The sequence below is a fragment of the Tepidibacter hydrothermalis genome (assembly GCF_029542625.1).
Classification (GTDB): domain Bacteria; phylum Bacillota; class Clostridia; order Peptostreptococcales; family Peptostreptococcaceae; genus Tepidibacter_A; species Tepidibacter_A hydrothermalis.
Map to the genome: position 1 here is coordinate 1946094 of NZ_CP120733.1, position 24356 is coordinate 1970449.

A 24356-nucleotide genomic window follows, 5' to 3' on the forward strand; every position below is an offset into this window, starting at 1 on the left:
TCCTTAATTCTTTATAATTTTCTTTAAATATGCGCCTACTATATCTGAAAATCTTTCTATATTTCTTGTATATACGAAATCCTTTCCATATATAAGTTTCTCAGCATTAAGGTCTTCTTCTTTACCTGTAAATACTCCAAGAACTAAAATTCCATTTTTTCTACAGTTTCTAACTTCAAAAGCTGTATCCATTACAGCAGCTCTTCCTTTATATGCTGGTCTTATACTGTTATTTTTTTTAATATTTATATCATTAGGTCTTCCATCGCTTAAAATTATAAGTATCTTATTTTCTTCATTTCTGTTTAATAAACCTTCACTTACAGCTTTAATGGCAAGTCCATCTCTATTATTTCCTGATGCATAATATTCAAATATATTATTATTCTCACTTATAGGACAGTCATAATTTCTATACCTTCTAATAATAGTATTATCTAAGAAACTACAAAAACTCATAACCCTATTTGGTATTCCCGAGCGAGTCAAAGCCTCAGATATTATATATCCTTGAGTTGCTACTTTTCCTTGTCTTGAGCTTTGAGATCCACTAGCATCTAATAGTATATCTACAACATATCCACCTTTTTCATTATCTTCAACTTTTGTAAATACCTTTGTATTATTGCTTCTTCCAATTCTCCAAAGCTTATTTGCATCTAATGATCCACTGTAAGAATATACTCTTGATATTTCCTTTTCAGCTACTAATGTTTTGGTTAGTATATCTTTTAATCTCGTAATATTTCTTCTATATATTTTTATATTTTCCCTAAACACAGACATATTCTTTTCCTTATGCTTAGTGACATATTTTATCTGAAATGAGTTATCACAGCTTGACCTTAATACACCGTCTGTAAAATGAATTCTACTTCCTATATGTACATTTTTACATATCTTATTTTGTATGTATTTAAGCTCTTCCTTTGAAATAAATGATTTGCCATAATAGTACTCTATTCTTTCATATATTTTTTCTAATGAGGAATCATCAATGGATATTACCGTATTATCTTCTAATTTTAAATCTCTATTATTTTTAAAATCTCCTATTGATTGTATAAGAAGAGATGATGACATTTTATCTATCTCATTTGAAATATTTACGTCTTCATCTTCATAAAGTTCTTCATACATAAATGATGAAAAATTTTCATTTAACTTTTCAATATCTATTTTCCTAGTCTCATTTACTATTTCCTGTTCATATACAAATTCTATATCTGATAAATCTTGATCGAAGTACGTATTATATAGAACCTCTATATTTTTCAAAAGTTCTAATGTATCCTTAGAATTCTTACAAATTTTCATTTCTTGTAATATGTTTCTCACTTTAATATCCACATTTCCGTACTTTCCTATTTGTTCTAGAACTAGAGCATATTTTAACTTTTCAATAAAAGTCTTTGCATTTACTTCAAAATAATTTTCAAAAATCTCTTCTAGTCCAGTCTTTCTTATATCATAAATTCCAGGTCTTTCAGTAAGCAAATTTTCTTCAACCATAATATCCGAACATATTTCGACAAGGGGAATTATAGTATCTTTTTCTACACCATTTTTTAATTTATGATTTATATAGCCTCTTATCATATCCCAATCTATGTATTTTCTTCTCGCACCTAATTTAGCAGCATAATAAATAGATATATTCTTTGATTTATTAGAGAATTCTTCAAAACTTTCTAAATTCTGATCATAATTTCCACATATAGTCCATATAATATTTTTTAATCTATTTTCAAAATCAAAATCATTATACATATAATTACCCCTTTATATATAAGGAAAAATATCTTTTGCTTGCCACTTTTCTAAAATCCTAGTTTTAATTACATCATTAACAATTTCTTTTTCGTATTGATCAAAGGTTTTTCCTGTAATACCCATATTTATTGCCATTCTAGGTTTTAATCCTCTTTTTATAGTTTTAAGACTTGATATTATCCCCCTCAAATCTACAGCTTTAGTAGATATTTCAGAATTTTGAGATTTAGTTTGTAAATCTAAAAACACTCCTGCAAATTGACTTAATTTTTCATAATCAGCTTCTTCAAATTCCAATTTTAATATATTCATGAGCGTATCCTCTTTTATTTGAGGTATATCTATAACCATAAATCTTGAAACTAGTGCTTCATTAAGATCCTTAGTTCCTGCATATTCATAATTCATTGTTCCTATAAATCTTGTAGCTTCATGAAGCTTTATTTTTTCATATCCTGGAACATCTATGATTTTTCTATAATCAAGCGCAGAATGAAGAACTACTATTGCATCATTTTTAGCCATATTTATTTCGTCAAATATTCCAAAACCTCCATTAACAGCACATTCATATACAGCACCTTTTCTAATTTGTACTTCATTATTTATGAATGTATCTGTACCTATTAAAGTTGAGCTATCTGTATTCGCATGAAATGATACGTTCCATTGAGGTCTTTTAAATACATTGCAGAGATTATCAGCTAAAAGATTTTTCCCCGTTGCCTTTGGACCACAAAGAAGTATATTTTCATCTTCTAAAATAGCCGCTATACACATAGACCATATCTCTTTACCATAAAACAAATTTTTTGGCTTAGGAATTCTATCTTTTACACTTTCATTCACTTTGTAATAATTCCTAAAGTGAATAACATCTTGTATCAATTTTTCTTCTATTCCATGTTCTCTTAAAAAATCAAGCATATGACAAATATCCCCTTTTGTATTTTATATTTCATATACCAATATACAATTGGTAATCATTCCCACTATGTTTATTATACTATAAAAACAAAAAAATGGCTTTCTTATTATAGAAAACCATTTTTCTAATTTATGAAATTATATTTTCTTTTGAAATTTTATTATCAGCTTAAACAAATCCCCATCTACCACAATATCCATACATCCATTTTGAATATCCACCAAGCTCTTAGCTATGTTAAGACCAAGACCTGATCCTTGTATATTTCTTGATTTATCTCCTCTTGTAAATCTTTGTGTTATCTCAGATACATCAAAGTTCATTTCATAAGATGATATATTTTTAAATACTAATTCAACATTGTCATCACTATCGATTATATCTATATATACTCTTGAATTTTGCATCGAATATTTAAGTATATTTCCTATAATATTTTCAAATATTCTATATGTTCTTCTTCCATCTAATTCACAGAACACCTCATAATCGGGCATATTAACCTTAAAATTCAATCCTGATTCAGATATCTTTTCATCCATTTCACCAAGGGTCTGTCTAAATAAAGATATTATATCAAGGGTTTCTATATTAAGTTCTACATTACCACTACTTACTTTACTAGCTTCAAATAAATCTTCTATTAAAATCTTTAACCTCTTTGATTTACTGTCCAATATATCTATATACTTATCTTTTTCCTCATCCGTTATATTCTCATCCTTTAGAAGATCTACATAATTTATAATAGAAGTTAAAGGAGTTTTCAAATCATGAGACACATTAGTTATAAGCTCTGTCTTCATATTTTGACTTTTAGTTTCTTTATCAACTGCCACTTTAAATCCAGTTTTTATATTGTTTAAATTCTTAGCAATGCTAGACAATATTCCTATATCATCATCTATATTTACATTGAAGTTTCCATTAGCCAATTTACTACTTTGTTCATTGAGCTTTTTTATAGAATCTACAAATTTCATCGTGTACTTAAACATAAATACTGTATAAATAAGAGCTATAATAACTCCAATTCCTTGCAATGCAGCTATCATAAACAGAAGTATAAAATTAATCCCAAACAATATTATAGCTTTAACATGATATGGTTTACTTGTGTCTATCTTCCCAATACATTTAGCTGTATCTTTTATTTTATCATTCAACTTTAGAATTATTTTTCCAAAGATACTTTTATTTATTAATCCTTCTTTGATTCCTTCATTATATATATGCTTCACATATACTATACTCAAATGTACAAGCAGATATAACATAAATGTCAACGGTATGCCTATTATATAGAACTCAGGTTTTGAATATATAATATCACTCATAATATCTAGCTCTGAGTACTCATAATTAAATCCAATTGATAGTATAGACATATTTATTCCAAAGAATATGAACCACATAAGTAATTTTATTTCTAAATAGCATTTATTGAACAATCTGCAAATTCCAATTTGACTTTGTTTTGAATATGGAACAATTGATGTTCCTATAATCAACAACACAATTCCAATTAAAAGTATAGTGATAAGCAATTTTATATGTGGAGTCATACTATATTCATTCATATTCCTTATTAGTAAATCGTTATTATCAATTAACTTCTTAGGAATAAAATATTTTATATCTAAATTACTGTAATTAATATCATTCCCATTTCCTAGATTTGATTTAGATATAAAACTAGATAATTTAAATTCCTTGTTAGAAGAATATTTAGTTATTATATTTCCATTTTCATCCGTTACTATATTTATATATAACTGACTATTTTTTATCTGATCTTCTATAGATTCATCATCTATATTAGATATAGTTAATATTTTATTATTGTTCGTTAGCTGACTATTTTTAGTCTGATCTTGTAGTGATTCCTCTTCTATATTAGTTATATTCAATGTACCATTATTATAACTAATATGATATTTAATATTTTCTATATTCTCATATCTTTCATGATACCACCCTTTTTGTTCTCCAATCCTAGTTAATGTTAGAGCATTATTCAACCCTTCTAATGTATATACAAAATCATTACTTTTTATATATTCTTGTACGTAATTTTTAGAACCAATACTTTTTTCCTTTATAGGTGTATATATTCCAACTGAAATAATAGACAATATTAATATAACTATAATAGTACTAAGTGTTGATTGTTTAAATTTATTGTTTTTCAAATTTGTATCCAATTCCCCACACCACCTTCAAATATTTTGGATTCTTAGGATCTATTTCTATTTTTTCTCTAATTCTTCTTATATGGACAGTAACTGTATCAGCATTGTATGCAGGTTCTTCCCATACTTTTTCATATATTTCTTGTATTGAGAATACCTTATTTGCATTACTCATAAGCAGGTGAAGTATCTTGTATTCAAGAGGTGTTGTCTTTACACATTCACCATCTACAGATACTTCTTTACTGTCATCATTTAACTCTATACTTCCTATTGTTATTACATTTTCTTTTTTTGAAATTGTTGTAGAATAACTCATATACCTTCTTATATTTGAATTAACTCTCGCTATTAATTCGAGAGGATTAAACGGTTTTGTTACATAATCATCTGCTCCTATGTTAAGTCCCAGTATTTTATCCATATCCTCTGATTTTGCAGATAGCATTATAATTGGGACAGTGCTTTTTTGCCTTATTCTCATAGTTGCATCCGCCCCATCAAGTATAGGCATCATAATGTCCATAATTATTAGGTGTATATCTTCTCTATCAAATATCTCTAAAGCTTCCTTCCCATTATACCCCTTAAATACTTTATAATTTTGATTAGTTAAATAAATTTCTATAGCATCTGTTATTTCTCTCTCATCATCGACAACAAGTATATTATACATTTGTTTCCCCCTATATTTTTTAAGATATCTTATAAAAACATAATAACATATACTTTCTAAGATTTTACTATTATAATTCTTACAAATTTCTTAAGATATAATAAAAAAACAGGAAACCGACTAAAATGTCTGTTTCCTGTTTTCTATTATATTACTATACCCGTTAGAAACGCTGCTTTAGTTTAAATCAAAAATATATTTTATTTCTTCTTCAGTTAATTTTGAAATTATAGTTTCTCCAGGCTTAATTATAGAGTCAATTAATTTCTTTTTCTTTTGCTTAAGTTCATAAATTTTTTCTTCGATTGTATCTTTAGTTATTAGCTTCATAACATGAACAGAGTTCTTTTGTCCAATTCTATAAGCTCTATCAGACGCTTGATCTTCAACTGCAGGATTCCACCAAGGATCAAAATGAATAACTGTATCCGCTCCAGTTAAATTAAGACCTGTTCCTCCAGCTTTTAATGAAATAAGAAATACTTTCCCTTCTCCTTCATTAAAGCTCTTAACTAAGCTTCCTCTTTCTTTCATATTAGTTGAACCATCAAGATATTTATACTCAATACTATTTTCATCTAACATATTCTTTATTATATTTAACATAGATGTAAATTGGGAAAATATCAAAATTCTATGTCCACTATATATATTTTCTTTTACAAGTTCTTCTAATAATAAAAGTTTTCCACTATCCCCTTCATAATTTTCAATAAACATTGACGGATGTGCACAAATCTGTCTTAGTCTTGTTATTCCTGAAAGTATCTTAATATGACTTTTCCCAATACCTTTTGTATTTATCTCCTCTTCAATTTCTCCTTTTATTTTATTTAAATATGCTAAATAGATTTTCTTTTGATCATCTGTAAGCTGAGAAATAATTTTACTTTCAATTTTGTCTGGAAGTTCATTTAGAACCTCCTTTTTCAACCTTCTCAGTATAAATGGTTTTATATATCTTCTCAATTCTTTTAAAGCTTTTTTATCCTGTTCCTTAACTATTGGTCTTTCAAATATTTTAGTAAATTTAGTATGAGATAATAGTAATCCGGGCATTATAAAGTCAAAAATTGACCAAAGCTCAGTCAAAGAATTTTCAATCGGCGTTCCTGTAAGAGCAAAATAACTTTGAGCTTGTATTTCTTTAACACTTTTTGCATTTTGAGATGAAGGATTTTTTATATACTGTGCTTCATCTAATATGCAAAATCTAAAAAACAAATCCTTATATAAATCTATATCTCTTCTAATAAGGGGATACGATGTAATCACAACATCATATTCCGCTATATTATTTATCAATTTTTTTCTTTCTTCTTTACTTCCTGATATAATAACAGTTTTTAAATTCGGAGTAAATTTTTCAATTTCAGATAACCAATTATACGCAAGTGAAGTTGGAGCAATTATAAGTGAAGGACTACTTCCATTTTTAAGTTTCTCAGAAAGTAAAAATGTTAAAACTTGAATTGTTTTTCCAAGCCCCATATCGTCAGCTAAAATTCCTCCAAATCCATATCTATATAAAGTTTTTAGCCATTTAAAACCAAATTTTTGATATTCCCTTAAAATATTATTCATATTTTCTGGAATATCATATTCAATGTCCTCAGGCTCTCTTATATTTTGAACTAATTCTTTGAATTGAAGATTTCTTTTTATAGATTTCATATTAGATTCTTTTAAATATTCATCAATATATAAAGCTTTGAATTTAGGAATATTTATATCTTCTTTTCCTAAATCCTTTAAATCTAAATATTCAACTAACCTTCCTAAATTATTTAATTCATCAGTATCAAGAGGTAAAAAGGAACCATTTTTCAATTTATAATATTTTTTCTTTTCCTTAATTAAATTGAATATATTATTTAATTCTGACTTAGTTATTCCTTCTATTTCAAATTTAAATTCTAATAAATTATTTTCAGTTTTTAACTTCACGCCTCCTGAAAATGAAGAAACTTCATTTATTTTTATAGTTTTAAAACTTTCTGAATAATATATTTGAGCTCTATCTTTTATTAAATAAATCTTATTATATATGAAATCAAATATCTTATCATCATCATCTAAATATATATATTTATTGCTTACTTTGAATTCTAAGTCTTCAAAATGAGAAAGTATTTCAGTTTCTTTTTCTATATCCCTTAAAATTATTCTATCATCTTTTCTATTGTCTTCATTTTCAAATTTAAAAGGATCTATTGTAATATCTCCATATACGAACTTTATATCAGCACTAATACCTTCTTCTATTTTATTTAAATATATATTTGATTTTAACCCAGGATTGTATATACTGTCTTCTACCATCTCATTGACTTTAACACTTCCTATATTTTTAATTGTCGGATAGACATGTGAAATAAATCTTTCACTATGTTTTTTAGGAATCTTAATAACATTTTTATTTTCATTACCTAACATATCATAAAATGGCTTTATATTTTTCCTTTGATATTCTGATATTTTATGAATTTTATCATTAAAAAATATATATTCTCTATCCTTTACAAGAGGTATTACATTCTTTCCTGTGTTTATTTCTAATTTCAAATCATTCTTTTCTTTCGTTAATGAAAAATTTATATTTAAGTCTTGATTAACTATTTTCATATTATTATATTTCACATCATTAATATTGGCATTAAACGGTACTTGCTTAACTATTTCAAAAAATTTCTTAATTATACTTTGAGGAAGATATACTTTTTTTCCTTTAAAAAGACTTGTATTATTAAAAGAAAATGATACTTCATCTAATGCTTTTTCTGTATCATAAATTTCTCTTAATAAATCTATAATAAGCTTATCTTCATCCTTAAAATAGTGTATATTAGGATCAAAAGTAAAATTTTTACCAAAATTTAGTGCTTCTTCATTTATAATAGATTCTATAAATTGCTTTATATTTTTGACCACATATAATCTTTTATCTCCTACTTTCAAACTCAAATAAGTATCATTTAAGAATCCATGTTTTCCATGGATAAATTCATAATCTATCTCAAGATTTAGTAAAACCTTGTTATAACTCTCTTTATAAGTAAAAAAATCTAATACATCCTGTGTTATATATTCTTCTTTTAAATCTATAAATTGATTTTTATTATTCATTTCATAAATTTTAAATAGTGTTGCTACTATATGTTTACAATAACCACTATATTCGTAATATGCCGGACATTCACAAGTAGCATAATCAAGATGTCCATTTTTATTAAATTTAATTTCAACATCATATTTATATTTACCTACAACAATAGAGTTAAATCCATAAGTTCTTTTATTAAAATTTATTGTATTAACTTTGCCTTCATTGTAATATTTTTTCCCTTTGTTTACTGTAGACTCGTTTGAAGAAATATTATAAATATCCTTTAATGTTAAATTTAGCATGTTTCACCTCTATTCCATTAAACTTTCTAAGTTCACTTTTTAATACATATAAGTATTCAATATTTTATTATATCATGATTTTGTTCAATTTATCAATGTACAAAATGTAGATAGTTCAACGGTTTGTTCAAAGTTAGTGAATCGTGATTTCAGTGCAAAATCATACACATTAGTAACACGATAGTAACAAGATTTATTGTACCATTTTCTGATGGTAGTTATAAAGCATAGTCCAAATTTCTTCCCTTGTAACATTTTCTTTTGGTCTTGTACCATCAGAAATTTCATTTTCAGTTACAAATTTATGTGCTTCTTTTGCCCAATCAGAAAGGTCAATTTCATTTGATTTATCTACAACAACTTTTTCCAGTTCATTGTACATATTGACAATAAAATGACCATAGGTGTCTTTTGCTGCTTTTGCTTCTTGCAATGATGAATATTTTGATTTACTATATCCAGGATATGCCCATCTTCCACCAAGGTCTTCAAAGTTAGGTGCTATTCCTCTTGTCACAAGTTTGAACCTTGGATCAATACATTCATTCACAAGTGGTTCTTTTGATCCATAAGCTTTCAAATGTTGAATGCTTGCTCTAACACCAAGTTGTGGTGTATCAAACCAAGCACCTTTTCCAACTGCTGAATTATTAGTTGCACCAATTCCACCAAAATTGTTTTGTTCAGGAAGAACCAGTCCACCGAACTTGAAAAATCCTGTTTCATGGCAAGCTTGACAGAAAGCAACATCACCACGAACACCTTCAACTTTGGATTCAGAAATCCACAACTTACAAAATTCTGTTACCGATACATTTAATTTTGGACTTGGATTCTTTGAAAGTAAAAACTTTTCAAGTTGTGCAGCACTATATTGTGTTTCACCAATTATTGAAGTTCCAACTTCAATAATTGGTTCTTCTGCAATATACTTCACACCAAAATAATCACAAATGCCTTTTGCATGTTCAATTGCAACTTCCTTTTGAAAGTCCACATTTAACATCAACATTGCTTCACGTTTGTTGTCCATAAATCCGTTTTCTGAAAGAATTGCAACCATCTTTGTTTCTCTCAACACATGGAAGTTGTTTTCTTTTATGCCCCTGTCCTTTTGTGATGTACCCATAATCAAATACTTATGTACACATTCAGCAAGTTTTCTTCCTTCTTTTGAACCAGGGTAAATGTGAACTGATAACCCTTCGGGATCATAGTCATTAAACTTTCCATCAAAAGCATTGTAATGAATTGAAATAAAAGCATCTGCACCTTTTGAATTTGCAAGATCAGTTCTTGACTTTAAGGATGTATCAGCATCAGTTGGTGCAACAAGTAATGTATTAAATCCACATCTTTTCAATTCCTGATCAAGATATATAACAACTTCACGATTGAATTCATTTTCATGAATAACCCTTCCACTCAATTCAGGAATGGAAGGGGTTCTTTTTCCTGCTGTTTGCATTCCATGACCATCATCCAAAGCAATTAATTTTGACATTATTTTTCACCATCTTTCGGTTTAGTATTCTGATAACTAAAAAAAGATTGAAACACTAATGTAAGAAGAATCATAGTGTTATCAACCCCAAGTTCACCACGAATTGCTAGTATAGCAAATATGACTGCTGAAATAATTGAAATGATGCTTTTCACATCAATTAATTTTGCTATTCGTTTCAAAATTTCCATTTAATATTCCACCTTTCAAATTAATCCATTTCGCCCCTTGCATGTTTTTCCATAGTATCAAGTCTTTTGTGTGCTTGCTTTGCACTTTCTTCAACCTTGATAATTCTTTCCCTTGATTCCTTTTGTTCATTTTTTACGTTATTCATTTCTGATTTAATTTCAGTTATACCAGTACCGATATTTTCAAGCTTTACAATAACAGTTGTAAGCTGTGAAGCATCAGCCTTAGTGTCATTTTTTTCATTTCTTTTGACATTTGATAATCCTGACCAAATACCAAATCCAACTGATAAAGCTGAAATTACAAGTGCCACTTCAACAGTCATCAGATACATCACCCCTTTTCCATCTTGAAGAATAGTAAAACCCCTATGTAGAAACTCATATAAGCTTCATATAGGGGTTTTAATTATGTTTTAGTGTATTTGTTCATTGAAAATATTTCACCTTGTTTATTCTTCAATTAGATGGGAACAGTCAAGGTCAATCAAAACTTGTCTTACTTGATCTTTGATTCTTTCAGGTACTTCTGTAAAAGTTTTTACACCTTTTACAATCAAAGTTGCATAAATCACTGCCATATCTTTCACATCCTTTCTGAATAAAAATAATAAAAACCTAAGCATTAGAATCAGCATCCAATATTGCTTGAACTTCTGACCTGATTTTTTCAGGAACATCATCAATGGTTTTTAATCCTTTACGAATTAGATCAGCATAAATCTTTGCCATTTAGACCACCATCCCTTCATAGATTTCAACCAAAGCAAGTTGTGTATCAGTCAACTGTGATTCTAAGCTTGCGTTCTTTTCTGATAAAATTTTAATGTATTCATCTTTTTCATACTGTATTTCGTGACATTTCCAAAGGTTTTCAGTAGGATTTCCTTGATTATCTTCAAATACTTGTTCAATTTCACTGTGAACATAAACTGTGTCTTTACCAATAATTAATGGAACAGCTTGTGTTGTGCTACAATTGATAATTCCCATATCTTTCATTTAAGCAACCTTCCTTTCTTTTATAACTTGATTGTAATATCTATCTAATGCAGGTTGAATTGGTTCAACATACTTTTTTCTAAGTCTATAAGAATCACACCATTTCAACCATCCATCATAAGAGTTAGCAGAACACCATTCAGAATAATTTATCATCTTGTTAGATTCCATTTTCTTTCTGATATTCATCATTTTCTTCTTGAACTTTTTACAAGTTGATTTTCTTAAAAGTTTATAACCGTAAAAATGTCTAAAACCAACAAAATCAACACCTCTTATTGCAGTAGGGAACACCTGCCAATTTGGTTTTATTTTTAATTTTAAATGTTCACTTAAATAATCATCCATTTTTCTTTTTAACCAATGTAAATATGAATTTGAGTAATGAAAAATAACCATGTCATCCATATATCTAATTACATATTTCACACCCATTTTTTCTTTTAACCAATGATCAAAATAAGAAATATAGAAGTTAGCAAGAAACTGTGAAAGGTATGATCCAATAGGAACACCCTTTTCACCAGGTGTTGAATCAACAATTTTATCTAACAATTCAAGAAGATCTTTATCTTTGAATTTCCTTCTAAGTAGCTTCTTTAAAATTTTATGATTTAGATTAGGATAAAACTTACTAATATCAATTTTTAAACAGTAAGTAGTGTTAAACTTATCCTTCATATACTTTGTAGTTAATTCAGAAGCTTTCCTGATTCCTCTGTTCTTAATGGACGCACAAGTATGTGAACAAAATGTTTTCATGAAAATATCTTCTACTTGTAGCATTATTGCCCATTGAATAATTCTGTCAGGGAAATAAGGAAGCTTGCAAAGTTCTCTTTCTTTTCCTTTATCATTAATGATTGAAACCGTATATTCACTTACTTTATAAGTCTTATTTTTTAACATATCTTGAATCTGTGAAAGATAATATTCTTCATTGGAATCAACCATTTTTACTTCTTTGTAATACAATTTATCTTTTCTTGCATTTTTATGGGCAAGTTTTAGATTGTCCATGTCATAGATTTTGCTGTATAAATTTCCGTATCTTTTCATATGACACCCCTTGATGTTTTCAATTTCTGAATCTTCATCTTTTGATTACCAATACAGATTTGAAGTTTTCTATGTTTTGGCAAGTGCCAGGGCAGTGAAGAACACCTTCAATTTTAATTTTTATAAGTGAAAACAATAAGTGAGCAGTGATATTGGTATTAGAATTAGAAGTAGCATTATTCACATGAAGTTGAAAAGTACCAGTATTAGAAGTATTACTCCAATTACTACTGAAATAAGTAACACAACTATCATACAAATTAGTATAATTTTCTTATGTGTTTTTTAGTGTAATGCAATATCACTTTTCACTGCCCATGTAATAAATTATAAATACATCAAGCGAGCAGCGACATAGGCACCAGAACTAGAAGCAGCACTATTCACACGAAGCCGAAAAGCACCAGCACTAGAAGCAGCACCCCAACTACCACCGAAATAAGCAACACAACCATCATACAAATAAGCATAATCACAGAAGTAAGTTGTTTCTGAACCACCTGCTGTTTTTACAATAAAGCCTGTTTCACTTGTTCCCTGTGGCACTGACATATAACCACTAACATCAGCAGTTGCACCTTGTCCTTGATTTGTATATCCTGATCCACTGTCATTAAAGCTATCAGTTGCAGTGAGAATATTCCAAGTGGAATTGGTAACAAGTCCATCAATCCATTCATAAACATTGCCCCAAAAGTCTTCAAGACCAAACAATTTCATTTGAAGTTTACCTGTTGTTTCGCCAAAATCCATGCCTTTTGTATTTGTTCCACCAGTAGCAATTGCAGCACTATTTCCATCAACATATCCTCTACCAACAGCAGTCTGTGAATCAAGATTTCTGTATTTCAATAGGTACATTACTTGTCTGAATATAAGCTGATAGAACCCTGACTGATCATAACCTGCACCATTCGCTTGTGCTTGGGTTCTAAATGTTCCAATAGTTTGTGATGCAGTTGGTGTTTTACCACTAAGGGAACGAAGTTTTGAAGATGTAGTGAAACCTTTGTATGCACCAAGATAGAACTTTTCTTTTCTTGTGCTTCCCCTGGTATGTGCCAAATATTCAAAATCTGCATTATCAGGGTCATCAGTCATCTTGATTGTCATTGTTGTTCCAACAGTGGTGATTTTCACACCCCTTCTTGGGAAAGCAACCATGACATCACCTGCACTTCCTGATGTGATGTCAGCAGCAGTGCCATTTTCAAATTTGGTGTAATCTGTTGTTTTTAGCTTGCCAACTTCAACCCCTGCATTCAATAAGCAAGGGTAATGACCAAAGAATTCATCCCAAGCAGCAGAACCAGGGGTCATTCCAACAGCATCATCTGTGTATGTGATTGAAGTTGCAGGGTTTGAATTTGAAAGGTCAATGCTTAAACCCATGATTTTGTAAGGTTGGGGTGCTGCACTCAATCTGTTTGCAACATTTTCATTAACTGCATTTTTATCACTATAAGGGAACAATTTAAAATAGTAAGTTGTACCATTAGTCAACCCATTAATTTCAAAACCATCAGATAAATATGCATCCTTTACTTTATTATCAAGAATTACCGTTCCGTCTTTAATATTTTCAGGAAAAGAACCTGCTTTCTGAACAAGTTTAGTTCCTTCCCATGTACAAAGAAGTTGACCATCAACTACTGTGTCACCTGGGTCTGACCATTTTATTGTCAATTTACCATTACCAACTTTAATGGTTGCATCCGATACATTGTTTGGTGCGATTCCACCCCCACCTGTTTCAATATCAATCCAATTACCTTCACCGTCATCAAATTGAAGTATGTCATTATGGTATCTAAATCCATGTACACCTGATTCACTATATACTGAATTTCCTATATGAACATTTAACGTATTTTCTACATTTTGCAATTGATCAATTGTTGGAATAGCAGCAGGATTTACTTCAAGTGTAACTTGTGTTGAATTATCAACTTTTGTATTAAGTCTAAAAGTTATACCTGAAACAGTTGAACCACTAAAAGGTGGCATATAGTCAGGTGTGTCTGTAATACTTACAGCATAAAGAATTTCTACATCATCTGAACCTTTTGCATAGAGACCAACACCCCTAATGTAGTAACCTTCATTTAGATTCGTATTATTCATTACAGCAAGAACTTCAACGATTGTTGTGTCAGTTCTTGTTACTTTAGAAACAAGTGTTTCTTGCTTTATTTGATATAAAGTTAATAAATCTTCAATAACCGTATCTGTGTAATCATAATCTGATGTACAAATTTTCGTAAAAGTTGCAGTTGAAGTTCCTGCAATTAACTTTGCCATCAGTTCTTGACCCTTATTTGTTATAATTAAATTTTGCATTTAATATCCACCTTTCTAATTTATTGTATATTCAAGAACTTTTGAAATTGTTGAACCGTTAAACAAATTACCTTCAAGCATAATTTCATGATTTAATTCGGAAGTGATTGTAAAACTCCTACTTTCTACATTGGTTGAAGCCATATAAAATGTTCCCATTGCTTCATAGTCAAGATCATTAGAAATAGTTACCACAAAATTTGCAGGTATCATGTAAGAAAGCATATATTCCAATTCATTAACCTGACCACTAAGTGGAAGATATACTTGTAAATCAAACTCATAAGCATTGAAATTTGCTGAAATAGTATAGTTGTTTTCGCCACACAAAATATTCAATCTTTCAATCAATCCTCTATAAGTATAAGGAATTGAATCATTCCATCTTGTCATAACTCTTGATATTCTTGAATCAAGACTATCATGTGGGTTTGGAACAATATTTAATAACTTTTCAAACTTTGTTATACCAACTAGGTCACTTGTTTTAATAAATTGATTGTTTTTTATTTTTTCACTTTCATCAATCACCAGTTGAAATTCAGGATTTTCAGCAATCATGGTCTGTTTTATTTCTTTATATTCCCGAATAAAGTTTGGAAGGTGTTCAATTAGATTTACATTTCTTATCATCCAGTCACACCACCCATCATTGGAATTTGATATTCTGAAAGAGTTAGGTTAGAAGCTACATTATTAATTTTAGTATCAGCAATATCAATAACCCCTTGAATTCCTAAAATTCTTGTGTCAATCTGTGCTGTTCTTACAATCAAGTTTGTTTGGTTTGCCCATTCTTTTCTAAGTTCAAGTAAATATTCATCAACAACTGATTCAATTTGTGATTGAAGTGTTGCAAAAGAATAATCATCATCAAATGTGATTGTTGATGAAACATTCACTGTGATTTCTTCTGCTGTATTTACGGTAACTATATGACCTATTGGTGCAATTCCTATTCCAAATCCATCTTTTGTTGGGTCAATTTCTTGTTGAACTGTATCAATTAAGGTTGAACTTGCTATGCTAAATTCAGAATTTAAAATAGTTAATTTTACAGTTCCACCACCATCCCATAATGGTGTGATTTTAGTTGAACCGACTCCTGCAATAGCATTTGTTTTTTGTAAATAATCATCCTGATTTCCACCATATGCCTTAGTTTCAAAGCTTGAAAAGTATCTTGTACGCAAATCTTCTGTATCTTCTTCATCTTCACCTGGAATAAGAAGTTCAGTAAGTTGTGCAGTTTCAAGTCCATCAATATATTCAATTGGTATCATTTCACCAAAGTATTGATTTCCTTTAACACCAGATTCTTCACATTCAACTTGATAAACACCATCTGAAATTTTTTCTTTTATATAATAGTTCAAATCGTTCAAACTGAACCTTGAACCTATTGGAATATTGATGTTTGTTGGTGTGAACTCACCTTTTAAGAGTGCATAGGTTGCAGGATATGGTATGATTCCACGTTCAGCAGCACGTCTGATTAGATATTCCCTTGAAGCTGTATCACCAAAAGTTTCTTTTAAGATAATGTCAAATTCTATATACATTAATTGAAGTTCAACAGCAGCAGGGGCAAGGGCATTATATACTGGTGAACTTTCCCTTTTATCAAGTTGATCAGATACCCTGTCAAGCATCCTTTGAAGAATGCTTTCAAATGTTACATTTTCATACATTAAATATTCACCACCTTTTCTGAATCAATATCACCAAAGATTGTGTGTACTGTGAATGTCACATGAACCTTTCCTTTCACACTGACATCAAAAGAAAAAGCATCAACCGACAAGATTCTTTCATCTTGGGTCAATGCTTCTGTAATTCTTCTTTCTAGTTCAGGACACACATAAGTTACTGGTTCACCGAACAAATCAATTAATTCAATACCATAATTCCAAGAATAAATGATGTATTGATACCGTTCGGTATTAAGAATCATATAAATTGTTTGTTTCATTGAATCAAGTTCATCTGTAAAACCATTGACAATTTCTTGATTCAAGTACATTTTAAAAGTTTTGCTTGGTTGTGATTCAATTTCAAAATCTTCTTGTAAAAAACCGTTTATTCCTGGAATCATGTTATCACCCTATCTATCACAATATATTTTTGACCACCTTGCATCTGAATCATGACAACTTCATCACCAACAACCAAGCCATTATAAATGGTGATTTCATTTTTCACGTTTTCTTGATAAGTCAATTTATAATTACTTCCTGGAATATCATCCATACTGTAATTTTTAACTATATTCTTAATTGCAGGATTATTAAAACTAATTTTAGTTGTGTAATTTGTAACATTTCTAGTTAATACTAATTGTGCAGCAGTCAAAGTCATCTTTTGTTCAACTTGAATTTTTAAAGGTGAAGTGCTGATGACTTTTCCATAAACAACAGCAGTTGGTTTGGATGCATTAACTGCTTCAAGTGCTATTTTTCTAATAGTGATAAGTAAGTTGTTAAAATCATGCAACAAATTCACCCCCTCTAAGTGTAAGATCCATTAAATGTTCATCATTTTTAAACTTATGTTTGCATTTTTCAACAAGCATAAAATTGTTCAATTTAATATCACCCAAGTTCAACTGAACAATTACCATTGAACCTGCTCTAACTCTTGTGTCACCAAAAGCATTATTGATGACTAAATTTCTTGTTTTGCTGTTATAAAGTGAAAGAAGGGCATCTGCTTTTGCTTTTCCGTTCTCACCCTTTTGAAGTGTATCAAAGTATTGAAGAACACCCCAACTGTTCATGTTGGTTGAATCCTGTGCAATATATACATCCCTTTTTCCTGATTCTTCATTGTCATATACCAACTTAATCTTGTTGTAAGTATCTGAATCAATACTTGATGAATAGCTGTAATTTTCACCAGTTTCTTCATCAATTAAAATGTTCAGTTGCATGGACATAATATTTTTTAATGCTATTTTTCCAAAATCATCATATAGCACATATAGTTCTTTTTTAGCTTGAAGGGTTAAATCCAATGAACTTTGAATCATTTCCATTAAAGTAACATTGTCTTCAACCCTTGATGCTATTTTGTAACCTGTATCTTCTAATGTACCTGTTTGCAAGTTAAAATCAGAAGCAATCATTTGAATGAATTCACCTGCTGTTTTATTCGTATAAACATAAGTGTCTTTATTCTTCAAATAACGTAATTGATCATAAGCTGTTACACTGATGATTCCCTCTTTGGTTCTTTTTTTCGTGAATATAAAACCATAAAATATGTTTTTACCATCCACTTTCATTCTGACTGCATTTCCTTCTGTGAAATTAATTATTTCATCAGGAATGATGTTGAATGTTAATTGACCAGGGATGTCTTTTCTTTCAGTTGACCATACAATGTCTTCTTCAACAACTGGAATATATACTTTGTTTCCGTTTTGAATTAAAATTTCAACTTCCACTGTAACACCCCCCCTAAACTGGAATAGTCAGCACTTGACCTGTATATATCAAGTTTGCATTCTTGATTTTATCTTTGTTAGCAGAAAAAATCTTTGAATATTCACTTCCATTTCCATAAAACTTCTTTGCAATAATCCAAAGAGTATCATTTTTAGTAACAGTATAAGTTTTTGCTGATGCCTTTGGTGCAGGGGATGATTCAGCAGGTCTTGTTTTTTCTACTTTAGCAACTGCCTTTTGATTACTTATTGTTACATTTGCAGTCTTTGTTCCATAATCTTTGTACTGTTTCAAACTGATTGAAACGGTAAGATCAAATCCTTCTTTTTTATCTTCTTTAACTCTGTAATCTTCCAATGATACTTTTAAATTGGTATCAAATAGCATCTTTCCATTTGGAAGTGTTCTTGTCACAATGAATTGAAAAGGTTCTTGACCTGATTTTAAAGCTTCAAGTTTATCCAAATAGTATAATGCATCATGAAATCCATCTTTATAAATCGCAAATGGATATTTCACTTGTGGAATTAATACATCAAAATCAATATCAGTCAACTTCGGTTTCTTTAAAATATTGATTTCACCTTCATTGATTAATGTTAATGTTTTGTTTTGATTGTTCACTTTTAATTGCAACTTAGAAGGTGCAATTGGTAACAACAATTTATCTAAATAAAAATAATAAGCCATTAACTATGCACCCCCTCTGTTGCAGCTTTTTCCATTGCTTCATTTACACCTTCACCAAGATATGCAACTACACCATCCAAATCCATGTCTGAATTAATACTTGCATTAACTGGCATATCAACTTTGATTTCAGCAGTTGTGTATCTATTTATTGTTTCTTGTTCTGCTGCATCTCTCATATACTTCAAATCTTCTTGTGAAATATCCACTGAATCTTTCATTGCACCTGTGTTTTCAGCAGTATCAGCAATATTGGATTCAACTGAATCATATCCATAATCACTTGGGTCAGGGATGTTTGTATCAAAGATACTTCCAATGTCAAAGTTTGAAATTGTATCTTCAACACCTTCACCAAAGTCATATCCTGCATCCCATGCTGCACCATATTCAAATCTATCCAAGTGCATTGAACTTGCATCCATCCTTGGAACTTTGATTTCAGCTTCACCAACAAGGTCATTTGTCATTTCTTGAAGTGAAGATCTCCATCCTGACACTGAATCAGCTAAGTTTGAACCAAACAATGTATCTGCTGCTGATGCAATACCTTCCAATATTCCAAGAACTGAATCTGCCATGCCTGAAAACAATCGAACAATTGAACCTATTGGATCATTGAAGACATTAGCAAAGAATTCAGCAAAAGCTGCAATGCAATTCCAAATTAAAGCCACCAAATCAACAATTAAATTGATAAGTGTGACAAACAAATTTCCTACAAATGCAACAGCAACAGTAAGCACACCAACAATAATTCCTGTCGCACTGACTGATGTTCCTGCAAATTTATTGAATGCTGCAACAGCCATATAAATGACTGCTATGATTGCAATAATACCAATGATAATCCAGGTGATAGGACAAGCAAGCAATGCTGCATTAAAACCATGTTGTGCTGCTGTTGCAGCGAATGTTGCACCTGTTTCCATCATCAGTGCTGCTGAATGAACACTTGCTTGAAATGCTGCAATTCCTTTGATTACATTTGAAATACCCTGAATGGTATTGTAAGCAATCAATGCAACAGTGTAAATTCCAAGTGCAGTTGCAACACCAAGTATAATTGGTTCAAGGATTGACCAATATTCAGCCATGAAAGAACCTACTTGTGCAACTAAGTTAAATATTTCAATGACTACACCTGAAACAAATACAAGTGAATCAACAATACCTGCAACCATAGTTTGGAAACCATCACTGTTTGCCATATCATTCAATCTGTCAAGGACTGGATCAAATGACATCAAAGCATCATTACCAATTGATGTCCAAATTTGACCAAAGGTCATTGGCATGTTTTCAAACTGTGCATTAATTTCATCTGTTGCACTCAACATTGCATTTTTAACAATATCAGCACTTATCTGACCTTCTGATGCCATTTCTCTAATTGCACCAATAGGAACATCCATATAGTCTGCAATTGCTTGAATTACGTTTGGTGCTGCTTCAAATACTGCATTCAGTTCTTCACCACGCAAGACACCTGAACCAAGTGCTTGTGTCAATTGTAGTGAAGCTGATGCCATTTCTTGTTGTGAAGCACCTGCAATGACAAACATTTTATTTAGGTTTTCAGCGAAAGCAATGGTTTCAACATTAGAATCAAAAGCATCACCTGCACGTTGACCAAGTTTCGCAACCACATCTGCTGTATCAGCATATGATGCCCTTGACCTTTCAGCAGACAAATAAATCATGTTTTGAAGTTCTTCTGTTGTTTGAAGTTGGTCATTCATCAAATTGAGCCTTGCAGTTGTTTGTGTCATTTGGTCTGATATGTTCAATGTTTTACTTACTGATTGAATAGTTGCATAAGCAGCAATTAACCCCATAACCTTATTTTGAAGATTACTTGCAGCAGAAGTTCCATCCCTGATCTGATTATTGAATTGACCTTGTGCATCAACATTATCCCTGATATACCTTTCAGTACCACCAACAGTCTGTGATAACCTCATATAAGCTTGATTTGCTTCATCTACATCCATTCTTTGAAGTGCTTGATTCAAGTCTTCTTGTTGGTCTACTGCTTGACTTAACTGCATTCTTAATTGTTCCAGTTCACTATTTGCCAAATCAGTTCCAAGATTCATTGGATTACTTTCAATTTGGTCAATCTGTGTTCTAATTCTTTGAATTCTTCCTGCCATAGCATTCAAATCAGAAACCATGTTGTCAGGGAATATATCAGTAGTGGATGCTTGTTGTGCAATTTGTTCTTGTGTACTGTTCAAAGTGTTCAACATTGTATTTGTTGATTGAACTTCCTGTTGAAATCTTTCAATTCCAGTATTCGTGAACACTTCCATGTTATCTGAATTCCAAATAGGTTCGACAGGCACATTGGCTGTTGTTTGACCTGAAATATTAAATTCAAGATCAGGTGGTATTATTCTTGAAAGTTCTTCTTCCATTTGTCTAATTGCAATAGTAGCTTGGTCTATTTCTTCTCTTGCTCCATCAAAATTAGATCCATCAAATGAATTATTTGCTGCTGACTGCATGTCCTCAAAAGAATTCACTGTTACCATTAATGCACTTGCTATATCGTGCAGTGGTGCTGATATTCTATCTATAAGTTCAATTTGAGAACTAATACTTGCCATTTGTCTTTCACCTACCTTTCTCTATCAAAATAAAAGAAGTAGGGAAGAACAGACCCTACTTCTTTTTAGCTTTCCTTTCTAATTCTTTCTGTTTTTTCTTGTCATTATCTGATTTCATTTGAATAGCAGCAATAACAAAAGCTTTTTCTTCTTCATCTAAATTCATATATTGACTTGGTAAAATGTGAAGTTTGTGAAGACAATAGTATGCAATATTTGCATCACTATCACCTTCACTTATTAGTTTTTTGCTTCTTCAACCTTATCTTGCATTGTAGTATTGAATCCGTTGAACTGCTGAATAAAAGTAGCAAGATCATTGTATTCACCAGGATCATTCACCATTTCTTTCAAAAGGTCTTCGGGTGTCTTAACTTCATAACTATCTTGAAGTTCTGCATTGTAAAGATTTGGTTCAACAATAGATGCAACCATCATCTTTGCAAGATACTTTGATGTTACCAATTTTGGTCTGAACATATTCGGTTTACCTTTGACTGGAATTTCAATCATACATGCTTCACGAATATCTTCATTTTCCTTTGTAGTCAAAGGTTTGATTTCCCAAAGTAGGGGATTGCCTTGTTCATCACAAAGTGATTTGGTTGCAGCATAAGTTGTATTTTCCTTTTGAATTTTATTTTTCTTTAAAAACAAGCTTAAATTTGACATGTTTTCACCTTATCCTTTCAATTTTAATCTAAAAAATAAGGGGTCTTCCAAAGTAGAAGCACCCCTTTAATCATTAAAGCATACCATTCAGAACAGCAAAGCTTTCAGGCATCTTGAAGTCTTCAAAAGTACCTTCAATTTCTTCATCCAAGTATTCACCATCTGCATCAAATTTTGAAAGAACACCACCGTCAGTGTTACAATCCATGAATACCAATGTTTGTCTTCCTGCTGTTGATTCAGGGTCTTCATTAGTGATTTGAATTTCAAAATAAGTGTCAATACCAGTGTTTTTATAGTCAAGCAATGCCTGTCTGAAAATAGACTGGTTATAGTGTGCTGTGCCTGAAAAAGTACCTGAAAGACCAACTGTTTTATTTCCATCCATGATTCTTCCCAAGATTGGAACTTTGGTCTTGTTTTTATCAACTTTACCTTCAAAGTCAATCATCTGCATAAAGTTGTATCTGTTTTCACCAATAGTGATGAAGCATTCAGCAAGCTTTGCAGAAATAGTGTCTTTTGCTTTCATAGTAACATTGTTCATCTATCTTCACCCCTTTCTTATCCCATGACCACTGTCATGTAAAGTTGCGCCATTGCATTGACAACAGTGACAGCATCCTGTACAACAACAGATTTTTTAGTATTACCTTGATCAACTACCACATCAGAATCACTGAAATTTTCAATTGCTCTGATTTCTGCAAGTTGTTCATGGTGTTTTACAATATCAGACCAAAGACTGATTCTTCCTGCTGCATCATTTGGAACTGTACCAAGATATTTTGTATTGAATAGGACTGCAATGTCATTTGCAATCTGATCCATAACCCTGACAGTTTGATTGTCTTTGAAAATCTCACCTTTAGTATCTGAAACAGTAACCAAGGAATTGATGTCCGAAAGAACTCTAATGTCAGAACCAACTTTATGAAGTGTGAATTCACCTGCAAGAATTGCTGCTTCAAGTTGTGATTGAGTGTAATCAGCTTCAACAGTGTATTCACCATCATATTTCTTGTTCAGGTTGGATTTATTAACTTCACATCCTGCAATGATACCAGTTACCCAATAAACCAGTGCAGCAGTGTCTTCTGTTGTTGCATTCTTTACGTTGACAACACCTTCATAGTCAGCAGCCTTGTTATAAAGAACAGCTTGGAATTTCTGACCAACATCATCACGAATTCTTTTATTGAAGTTCATATATAAGCCTTTTGTAGTATCATCAGTAGTGACAACACCAAGTGCATTATATGAATATGCTTCAATCTTATCCAAGAAGTTTTGATGTGATGTACCATCAACAGTTCCATTTGTACCACCAGTAAGTGGGGTTGAAGCTGTAACTACAAGTGTTGCTTCTGATTTGAATGTTACATAATCATTTGCAACTAATTCAGCAGCAGTTGAAACAGTCTGTTCATCAACAACAGTTGTTCCAAGAACAGTCTTCACATCAAAGTCAGCAGGAACATCAACGTTTGCTTGAATTACAATTTTTAAATCATTACCACGAATACCACAATATTTTGCTGTTGCAAAAGTATTGGTTGCTTTAACACCACCACTTGTCAGCCTATAAGCATAAAGTGTTTTGATGTTCATGAATAGATCCCTAAGACCTTTCAATTTGTCATCTGTATAAGCATAACCAAAAATCTTCAATGAATTTTTCTGAAAATCTTCCTTTGTTACTTCAAACACTGCATTTTCAACACCCCAATCAAGCTCAAGGGGCATTGCTGCAATTCCCCTATTTGAAAGGGTTGCACTTGCTTTTGCTAAAGAAACAAAGTTAATATAAGAACCAGGAAGTACCTTGTTCTGTGTGACAAAAGTTCCACCACCAAGTGCCAT

The 24356-nt window shown here is 30.8% G+C and carries 23 protein-coding genes; all 23 read right to left on the reverse strand.

All coding sequences use genetic code 11. The features are described 5' to 3' along the window. Positions 1-3: 3 nt before the first annotated feature. Positions 4-1770, reverse strand: coding sequence for a cobaltochelatase CobT-related protein (locus P4S50_RS08915; protein ID WP_277734489.1), 1767 nt, complete (start codon positions 1768-1770; stop codon positions 4-6). A gap of 12 nt (positions 1771-1782) precedes the next feature. After that, positions 1783-2700 (reverse strand): AAA family ATPase, encoded by a 918-nt coding sequence (locus P4S50_RS08920; protein WP_277734490.1) that lies wholly within the window; start codon positions 2698-2700, stop codon positions 1783-1785. Between the two features lie 138 nt (positions 2701-2838). Then, complete coding sequence (locus tag P4S50_RS08925; RefSeq protein ID WP_277734491.1) at positions 2839-4905, reverse strand: histidine kinase dimerization/phospho-acceptor domain-containing protein; 2067 nt, start codon at positions 4903-4905, stop codon at positions 2839-2841. Further along, complete coding sequence (locus tag P4S50_RS08930; RefSeq protein ID WP_277734493.1) at positions 4880-5569, reverse strand: response regulator transcription factor; 690 nt, start codon at positions 5567-5569, stop codon at positions 4880-4882. Before P4S50_RS08930 ends, P4S50_RS08925 begins: the two co-directional genes overlap by 26 nt. A 177-nt stretch (positions 5570-5746) precedes the next feature. After that, positions 5747-8977, reverse strand: coding sequence for an SNF2 helicase associated domain-containing protein (locus P4S50_RS08935; protein ID WP_277734495.1), 3231 nt, complete (start codon positions 8975-8977; stop codon positions 5747-5749). Positions 8978-9170: 193 nt separating this feature from the next. Then, positions 9171-10481, reverse strand: coding sequence for an N-acetylmuramoyl-L-alanine amidase (locus tag P4S50_RS08940; RefSeq protein ID WP_277734496.1), 1311 nt, complete (start codon positions 10479-10481; stop codon positions 9171-9173). Then, on the reverse strand, positions 10481-10672 hold the full coding sequence (locus P4S50_RS08945) for a hypothetical protein (RefSeq protein ID WP_113674577.1): 192 nt from the start codon (positions 10670-10672) through the stop codon (positions 10481-10483). The genes P4S50_RS08940 and P4S50_RS08945 overlap by 1 nt, the downstream gene beginning before the upstream one ends. 20 nt (positions 10673-10692) lie before the next feature. Then, positions 10693-10998: a hypothetical protein gene (locus P4S50_RS08950; protein WP_277734498.1), complete on the reverse strand. Its 306-nt coding sequence runs from the start codon at positions 10996-10998 to the stop codon at positions 10693-10695. A 126-nt stretch (positions 10999-11124) separates the two neighbouring features. Continuing rightward, positions 11125-11253 carry a CD1375 family protein gene (locus P4S50_RS08955; protein WP_331489721.1) on the reverse strand — a complete coding sequence of 43 codons (129 nt, stop codon included), beginning with the start codon at positions 11251-11253 and terminating at the stop codon, positions 11125-11127. Positions 11254-11290: 37 nt separating this feature from the next. Further along, positions 11291-11404: a CD1375 family protein gene (locus P4S50_RS08960; RefSeq protein WP_277734502.1), complete on the reverse strand. Its 114-nt coding sequence runs from the start codon at positions 11402-11404 to the stop codon at positions 11291-11293. Continuing rightward, positions 11405-11674, reverse strand: a complete 270-nt coding sequence (locus P4S50_RS08965) for a hypothetical protein (protein WP_277734504.1) — start codon at positions 11672-11674, stop codon at positions 11405-11407. Next, positions 11675-12733, reverse strand: coding sequence for an RNA-directed DNA polymerase (locus P4S50_RS08970; RefSeq protein ID WP_277734506.1), 1059 nt, complete (start codon positions 12731-12733; stop codon positions 11675-11677). Between the two features lie 327 nt (positions 12734-13060). Then, positions 13061-15073: a hypothetical protein gene (locus P4S50_RS08975; RefSeq protein ID WP_277734508.1), complete on the reverse strand. Its 2013-nt coding sequence runs from the start codon at positions 15071-15073 to the stop codon at positions 13061-13063. Between the two features lie 15 nt (positions 15074-15088). Next, complete coding sequence (locus tag P4S50_RS08980; protein ID WP_277734510.1) at positions 15089-15706, reverse strand: putative phage tail protein; 618 nt, start codon at positions 15704-15706, stop codon at positions 15089-15091. Further along, on the reverse strand, positions 15703-16764 hold the full coding sequence (locus tag P4S50_RS08985; RefSeq protein WP_277734512.1) for a baseplate J/gp47 family protein: 1062 nt from the start codon (positions 16762-16764) through the stop codon (positions 15703-15705). Before P4S50_RS08985 ends, P4S50_RS08980 begins: the two co-directional genes overlap by 4 nt. Continuing rightward, positions 16764-17168 carry a DUF2634 domain-containing protein gene (locus P4S50_RS08990; protein WP_277734513.1) on the reverse strand — a complete coding sequence of 135 codons (405 nt, stop codon included), beginning with the start codon at positions 17166-17168 and terminating at the stop codon, positions 16764-16766. Before P4S50_RS08990 ends, P4S50_RS08985 begins: the two co-directional genes overlap by 1 nt. Then, complete coding sequence (locus P4S50_RS08995) at positions 17165-17566, reverse strand: DUF2577 domain-containing protein (protein WP_277734514.1); 402 nt, start codon at positions 17564-17566, stop codon at positions 17165-17167. The genes P4S50_RS08990 and P4S50_RS08995 overlap by 4 nt, the downstream gene beginning before the upstream one ends. Beyond that, on the reverse strand, positions 17559-18518 hold the full coding sequence (locus P4S50_RS09000) for an XkdQ/YqbQ family protein (protein WP_277734515.1): 960 nt from the start codon (positions 18516-18518) through the stop codon (positions 17559-17561). Before P4S50_RS09000 ends, P4S50_RS08995 begins: the two co-directional genes overlap by 8 nt. A 13-nt stretch (positions 18519-18531) precedes the next feature. Then, the gene (locus tag P4S50_RS09005) at positions 18532-19209 is read right to left on the reverse strand and encodes a LysM peptidoglycan-binding domain-containing protein (RefSeq protein ID WP_277734517.1); all 678 of its coding nucleotides are present in this window, start codon (positions 19207-19209) and stop codon (positions 18532-18534) included. After that, complete coding sequence (locus P4S50_RS09010) at positions 19209-21821, reverse strand: tape measure protein (protein WP_277734518.1); 2613 nt, start codon at positions 21819-21821, stop codon at positions 19209-19211. Before P4S50_RS09010 ends, P4S50_RS09005 begins: the two co-directional genes overlap by 1 nt. Before the next feature lie 240 nt (positions 21822-22061). Beyond that, positions 22062-22493, reverse strand: coding sequence for a phage tail assembly chaperone (locus P4S50_RS09015; protein WP_277734520.1), 432 nt, complete (start codon positions 22491-22493; stop codon positions 22062-22064). Positions 22494-22566: 73 nt separating this feature from the next. Beyond that, the gene (locus P4S50_RS09020) at positions 22567-23040 is read right to left on the reverse strand and encodes a phage tail tube protein (protein WP_113674564.1); all 474 of its coding nucleotides are present in this window, start codon (positions 23038-23040) and stop codon (positions 22567-22569) included. 17 nt (positions 23041-23057) lie between these two features. Further along, a complete protein-coding gene (locus tag P4S50_RS09025) occupies positions 23058-24356 on the reverse strand; it encodes a phage tail sheath family protein (protein WP_277734522.1) in 1299 nt (432 codons plus the stop codon).